An 8350-nucleotide genomic window follows, 5' to 3' on the forward strand; every position below is an offset into this window, starting at 1 on the left:
CCGGATGACCAGTTGATAGTGAACTCAACATCATCAAGCGGTAAACGTTATACGTCGAGCTTGTATGACCAAAAGAGCTGGGTATGGTCATTAGAAGGTGTTTACGAATGGAATGCGAACTGGGAGACGGCGTTTAAAGCGGCGCACAGACAGGGACATTTACGTTATAAAGGTGAAAGTGACTGGTACTCATCGGGTGCAAGTTTGTATGCGTTGCGCGTTAATTACAAGACAGGCGACTGGGAATATCAGGTTGAAGGTCGAACGTTACGAACAAGTCTGGCAGATGACCACAAAGACGGATTGGTGACCAGTGTTTATCGTTATATTGGTGACAATATTAAGATGGGCGTGGGTTACAACTTCACGGATTATAACGACAACTTAACACACCTGAACTACCGTTCACGAGGTTGGTTTGTCAATGTAGTGGGGAGTTTCTAATGAACAGTTGGCAAAAAGTTACCGGTGTAGAAAAGCACTTACCGAAGATGCAGTTCAATGCCCCAAGAGTTGAAAAACGTAAAGAAGAGAAGAATTTACGCATATCAGGAGAGAAGATAATGCGAACTGAGCATAATGCAACAGTGAAAAAGACGATGCTAAGAAGCATAAAGCACTTATTAGCTTCTGCGTTGATATCGGTGTCGACGATATCAACAGCATATGCCTTTGATATAGGTGGAAAAGTCTATTTAGATTATGACAATACGGCCAGTAAAACCGAAATGCCGTTAACGGGTTTAAAAGTTGAATTATATGACAGTAATCAAAAGTTACTATCGGACACGACCACAAATCAGGATGGTAGCTATAAATTAGATGCGCCGTTACTGGGGACATATAAGGTTGTGGCAAAGACGACAGAAGGTGAAACCATTGATCGTTCAGTGCAACTTATCGTTGATACCGGTGCGTCTGCTCAGAACTTATTTATCAAAGGGCAAGGCGGTGATATCAACTTAGCGATAAAAGACGACAAAGGAAATGGTGCAAAGAATATTCCTGTTAGGTTGATTCATACCTCTTCTTCAAGGCAAACTGTTTTTACAACCAATAATGATGGTGTAGTTGAACTTAAAAATACCTTAAAAGGGCATCTGTATGACATAACGGTTGATACAGCAGATTTTGTTGCTGACTCAAGTAATAAAATCAAATATGCTTTATGGGATGCAACATTACCAGACAGTAAAAACGCCTACATTAATAAAATTAGCTTTAATATGGCGGGTAAAAATCAAAAAGGGCAATTTAATGTTAAACCACGTAATGAATGGGGTATTGACGGAGTTGTCGCTATTGATCAAAATGGTGATGGGATCTATACAGTAGACTCTGATACTGGTGCAATTGATATGAATGTCGAGCTTTATTATCCTGGCACGACAACCAAAGTACTAGGTACAGGAACAATTACTACAACTGATAATGGCCGTTATCGTTTTAGAGATCTAGCTGTTGCAAGTTATGACATAAAAGTAACCAATGTAAAAGCACCTTATATTCCACAAAATAAAACCGAACAAACTGTTAAAATAACTGATGCAATCGGTCAAACAAGTGGCCCGACATTTTTGTTAAATATTGATCCGAACGATACAACTTTAGCGGGTATATCAGGTTCGGTATTTGCATTAGGTTCAGAACAATTCCCTGAAGACGGTCCAGATGGGGGTAAAACAGGAAATACTCTACCTAAGGATGGTAGTACCTTTCTTAACACGCCAGTCAATCTTTATCAACATGATGGTAATAGTTGGATATTAATTGCTAAACAGACCACTAATAAAGCGGGGGCTTATAAATTTGGAGGACTAAGAGCGAATAAAGATTATAAAGTCGTTTTAGATGAATCTGGTATTGATACGACCAAATATTTCTTTATTGGCGATACAGATGGTAAATCAACCAGTACCTCATCTGAATCAAAAAGTACTCATAAAGGTAAAGTAAAACTCAGCAATGGTAAGCAAGACAAAATTGCTCCGAAAGAGATTATTATTCCCAATTTAAATGGTGGTACTAAGTCAAACCAAAACTTTTGGTATTCAATCATTGCACCAAGTCTATTAGCTGTAGAAAGTAGCTTACAGTCTACAAATAACCACGGAAACTGGGGTGGTATACAAAATGGTATTAGTGAATTAAGTACCGCACCTTATCTAGAGGTTGCTTTTTTTGAAGAAGATGGTGTCACGCCAGCGACCAAATTAGATGGGACACGTTTATATGCTAAATATCTAAAAGGTCCAGATGATTATTCGCGTGCTCAACGAGCTAGGGTTAATTCTGATCATGGTGGAATTTATACTTACAAAATTATTGGATATGATTCTAATTATTTAGATATCCAAGCTGTTACACAAGAATATCGAGTAAGATCAGTTGCAAATAATGCAAGTGCTACCGAAAGATTGGGTGGTTTTTCTATTGTATATTTTAGAGGTAAAACGCCTAACAGTATTTCGGGCTATGTTTACTTAAATAATAGCCATGTTGGTACCACCGGTAGTTATGATCCTAAGTTAGATACGCCTATTAGATACACTCGTGTCGTTTTACAACATAAACAAGTATCTACTGGCAATTGGGAACGTGATGATATTGCTATTATGGGAACAAACAATGATGGTTGGTATAACTTTACCAAGTTACCTGATGGTGAATATCGAGTGGTTGTTCAATCAACTTTCGGCGCTGGCAGTAATGCAGATAAAAATGCTATTGAATTAGAACGTAATGATCAAAACGATACTATTGTTAATGAAACTTCTAGCATTATTGTAAAAGTAAAAGGCGGTCAAAACTATACTAAAGATACTAATTTCTGGTTTAAATTAAAACAACGAGATTATGTTGCTAAAGGTACAGTTTATTTGGATACTTACAGAGGAGAGGGTATACTTACTGTAGGTGGGACGGCTGATGCCTTTGATAAACCATTGTTTGATGCGACAGTTTTATTATGTAAAGACAATAATGATTGTACTTCACGCTCAGGTAAAAGTGTATTAGCTTCACAAAAAACCGATAAAACAGGACGTTATGAGTTTACTGGAAATGATGGACTGACGAGTGGGAAAGATTTTATCATTAAAGTTGTTCGCTCAGATACTGAGGCAGTAACAGATCCAAAACAAGGTCTTGCTCAGTTGCAAACGATTCGTTTTGATAAAATAGATTTACCTATTATCCATAACTTTTTAATGCAAGGTAAAAGTGATGCAATTACCTTTATTCCTATCAATGATTTAGATGGGAATGGTGAGTATGAAGGTAATGGTTCCAAAGAACAAGGTTATGGTAAATTTAAAGTTCTTTATTGGGATGGAAGTACTTACCAAGAATGGATGACTGGCGGAGATTTTTATCAGAATTTAATTCTTTACCGTTTACCAAAAGGTAAATATCGCATTATACATGATCCAGATAATACTAATTATAGTTATATTGATATTGCCGACAAAGATCCTGCCACAGCTGTAGGTATTTTTGACATAGAAGTCTTGGCCGATGGTACTTTAGCTAATAATGTTGAATCTAGTCAATATATTATGCAAGCATCAAAAGCATCTAAAGGAATATCAGGAAATCTTTACCTAGATATTACAGGTTCCAAAAAAATAGAAGATGCAGTTTTATTAACAAGTCAAGAGTTAATGAAATATAATAAAGATGCGCTTAGAGTAGAAGGCTTTTTTACGCCTCGTTTCTATAAAGGATACAATAATGGAAATATTAGCGCTATTTTAAATCAATCTGACTTTGTCGATAACAATGTAAAATATACGGGCGAATTTGTTTATAATGACACTAATTCACCTCGTGGTAATTTGTATTTAACTAATATAATTCTTAGATTACGTGGACTAGATTCACAACAATTTGAATTAGTTGCTAGTGGTAATGAACCTCAAGGCAGTCTTATTCCTAGTGAGCTGAAAAAACCAGAGTTTTTACAAGTTGCCCCTATTCCATCTGCAGGTGCAACTGATCAGTATTGGATAGTAAAACTGAAACAACCTACCGAAATCAGTGGTCGACTTTATTTTGACTATGATGAGGATGGTAATTTTAATGCTAGTAAAAGCGATGTGCCACTTGCCGGAGTAACGGTTGAATTATATCGTGATGGAAAATTCTATGTTAAAACTAAAACCGATAAATCTGGTATATACACTTTCCAAAATTTATTTAATGATAATTATACCATTAAAGTTACAGAAGAAGGCTTGGATGTAAGCGTTTATGAACTAAAATCAGAGTTTGATACTGTACCAAATATTGAAATTACATCACAAACACCAAAAGTATCAGGTGGTAATTTAGATTTCATCTATAAGAAAAATGGTGATGCAGCTATTGCAGGTTATGTAATGGTTGATATTAACAACAATGGTAGAACGGATATTAGTTTTGATAAAACAGGTGATCTTCCTGTATCGAATGTCAAGGTTAAATTATTTAAAAAATTAAATAATTCTCTTATTAACTATCTTGAAAGTACTACTAATGAGAAAGGCTATTATAGTTTCACTGGAATTGATCTTAATACGGACTACGTAGTTCAAGTTGTTCCTACAAGCAATTATGGTGTTATTTCGAATGCTAATCAAAAAGCTAGTGCAACTTTAGACACAATAACCTTTAAAGATATTGGACGAACTGTACAAAACCAATCCTTCTTATTAGCAGGTAGTTCAAACAGTTCACCGGCGGCAGGTATAAGCAGTAATCAAGCAATCAATAGTGGTATTGCGGGTAAAACTATTATTGACGGTACATCACCCGAATTACCAATTGATCATGTATTGATTGGTCTAGTTGATTCAAACGGAACAGAGATCGCTCGTCAATATACCAACGATAAAGGTGAATATCATTTCTATAACTTACCTTCCGGTAAGTACAGTATTAATGTTGTAACCTCGCCGGATGGTTATTCATTAGTTAAAAATAGTGAAGGTTCAACTCAACCAATCAGTACTTTATCCAATATTCAAATAACCAATACTGGTGCCTTTGGTAATAGTTTCTATTATAAAGAAGCAAGTGCTAACGGTATTCAAGGGAAAATCTTCGTCGATTATGCCGATAATAATAACGATTTAGATCCTACAAAGGCGTTTACCTATTTACTTGATAGTGCGATCTCGTATACCGTTGAACTGCATGACGGTTTAGATGGTACCGGCAAGCTATTAATGACCCAAAAAACCGTGGATGGTGAGTACCAATTCCCTAATCTGATGTTTGGTCAAAGTGCTAACTATTCTGTGGTACTGAAATTAGACGCTAATGCTGACCATGCGTTTAAACAAAGTTCAGCAGGTAACGATCCGAAACATATTGTTATTCCGGTTGCGAGTTTACCAAAACAAGGTTCACTGGATAACAATTATCTGTTGGTAGGAAAACAAAAAATCGATGGTGTCGTCTGGATTGATGAAAATGACAGCAAAGACAGACAGGGTGACGAAGGGCGTAATGGCATCAATGTGACCCTTAATTATCAGGCACCGGGTACAACGGATTATGTTGAACTTAAAAAAGTTGACACCAAGACGGTGAATGGCAAACAAGGTTACTATCAGTTTGAAAAATTACCGAAAGGCGGTAACTATCAAATTAAGGTTAGCACACCGGAAGGAACGGAATTAATTGCGGACAGTGTCATAGCTGAAAATAGCGATAACTTTGTTTTTAACCCGTTAAAACAAGATGAGTTAGACAAAAGTTCAGCATATAAATATATTGCCATGATCAAAGGTCATGTCAGCATTGATATAGACAACAGCCAAGCCCACTCAGCGATTGATGCGGATTTATCCGGTTTAGCATTAACTCTGACTAAAACGGGTAGCACAATTACGAAAAAAGTGACCACTGACAGTAAAGGTAACTTTGAGGTGAGCAACGTATCGGCAGGCGATTGGATTATCACCGAGAACAGTTTACAAACCGTGGCTGACTGGGATGGTTACCAATTGAGCTATACGGATATAGGACAAGGTGCAGTTAAAGCTGGGTCACCTAACTTATCGCTCAAAGTGAATGTTGCTGATAATAAGTCATTAGTTAACGGAATAGAAATAGGTTATCACGGCAGTGCTGTTATTAAAGGTTATGTGGTGATCGATGCCGATAACGACGGTAAATACAGCGCAAATGATATTGCCTTTGGTGCCTTAAGTACGCCAATTACGCCGAAACTGGTGTTAACATCGGCGAAATCAGGATTTGTGGAACAGGAGATTAAGGTTGATGCAAAAACCGGTTTATTTGAGATAAAAGACTTAAGCCAACATGATTATGTGCTGAAAATTGATGATAAAGCGATTGAGCGTTCCGGTTACAGACTGGTGTTCAGTCCGAATTCAACGACAGTGAGCAATCAGGTGACGTTTAGTGTCAATAGTCCGAAAGATGACCGATTTTCAGCCGGTGATGTTGCCGAGCAACAAGCATTCGGCTTTAAAAGTGAGAATGTGTTAAAAGGGACTGTTTATAAAGACTACTCAGGACAAGGAACGCATCAGACTTATCACACCGCCACCTTATCAGGGGTGAAAGTTGTGGCGACAAACAGCAATGGCTTAACCTTAACGGTCGACAGTGACAGTCAAGGTGAATATGAAATTGCGAATATAGGTGAAGGCAGCTGGACAATCACCGTAGAAGCACCGGCAAATTCAGGTTATGACTTCAGTTATGTGGCACAGAAAGTGGGCGGCGCGATTACATCCATTACTGGCAATGGTGTTGTTGTCGATATCGCCTCCCCATCCTCGTCGACCAAAATCACCACGGTTGATTTCGGTCTGAAAGGACAGGCGAGCATTGAAGGTCAGGTCGTGATAGACGTGGATGTAAATGACGGCGATGCGATAAATGCACAGGATATCGGAATTGATACGTTATTTACGGATTACACGGTAGGATTATATGTAGATAATAATCTGGTGAAAGAGGTTAAAGCGGTCAGTACGGGTAGTGCAGAGCACGAGTTAGGCAACTATCAGTTTGACAACTTAGTCTCGGGTGTTGATTATCAGGTGAAAGTAAGTCGTCCGGGCACGGATTATGTTAGCAGCTTTATGTTAAGCGACAGCAGTCACCCGGTAGTACTCAATAAGACTGACAGTGAAATGAGTGAAACTTATCAGTTTACGGGAGCAACAGATAAAGCGACAGGGGTAAGCTTTGCGTGGAAAGGTAGCACCAGTATTAAAGGTAAAATTTACTTAGACAGTGATGATAACGGAGTGTACAACGCCTCCACGGACAGTAGTGTTAATGCGGACTTGACGGTGAAATTGAGTAATATCAACAATCCGGCATTACAGATAACACAAACAATTGCAGCCGGTGAGACAGTTTATGAACTAAACGGTATTATTCCGGGCAAATGGCAAATTGAAGTGGAAGGGGTACCGAGCACGTTACGAGCAAGCTTTGACCCGGATGATGCGCACCATGACAGCAAAGGTTACTTAACCTTACCGAAGACAGTCAATCAGGCAATCATTGATATCACGGGTAACCTAACCGATCAGGACTTTGGTTATATCCATGGTGGTATTATTGAAGGTAAGCTTGTAGAAGACAGTGAAGGGACAGGTTCAAACTCAGCTGACAGTTATAAGGGGTTATCGGGTGTAAATGTTTATCTGTTAGACAGTGATAAAAAGCATGTGATGGATAAAGATGGCAAGCCAATGACGTCGATGACGGATAATAATGGTCAGTTTAGCTTCCGTAATCTGGCAATCGGTAACAATAGTGGCAGTGCTATTACGCATCATATCCGTTTACTGTTTGGAAATTATCATGATGGCGTGGTGGGTTCAACGCAGGACAGCCTGCTTTATGAACGTATTCCATCGTTTGAGAAGTACACAGACATCGACGGAAAAGTGGTTGAGCATCCGTTAATAGACTTGTCCTCACCACCGTCATCGATCGTGTATAACGGAGTAGGTGGAGCCCAAACCTTACCGATAGGTTTGAAAGATAACACGTTAACAACCTATTCGGCCTCGATTAACGATTTAGTGTTGGGTTATCGAGCAGCGGATGCGGATATAACGGTTATTAAAACAGCGTTAAAAGATAATGTTGTGACAGGTGATATCGTTCCTTACAGCATAAAAGTGATTAATAACACGGTACAAACAGCGAATATCAAAGTGAAAGACATCTTACCGGCAGGGTTTAAGTATGTAAAAGGCTCATCACGTTTAGATGGTAAGAAGATAGCCGACCCGAAAGGTGGAAAAGCGATGACTTATGATTCGTTGGAATTAAAAGGAAATGGTGAACTCGTTATTAACTATATGTTAGTTGT

1 protein-coding gene and 1 pseudogene are annotated in these 8350 nt (G+C 38.4%); both read left to right on the plus strand.

Annotated features, from left to right (window positions below):
- Positions 1-444, plus strand: a pseudogene (locus A9G10_RS12440) (hypothetical protein); the annotation flags it as partial.
- Positions 444-8350 (plus strand): SdrD B-like domain-containing protein (locus tag A9G10_RS12445; protein WP_143426017.1); only part of this gene is annotated, 7907 nt, incomplete at its 3' end. The pseudogene A9G10_RS12440 and the gene A9G10_RS12445, both read left to right, overlap by 1 nt.

Source organism: Gilliamella sp. wkB308, assembly GCF_001690185.1.
GTDB lineage: Bacteria > Pseudomonadota > Gammaproteobacteria > Enterobacterales > Orbaceae > Gilliamella > Gilliamella apicola_I.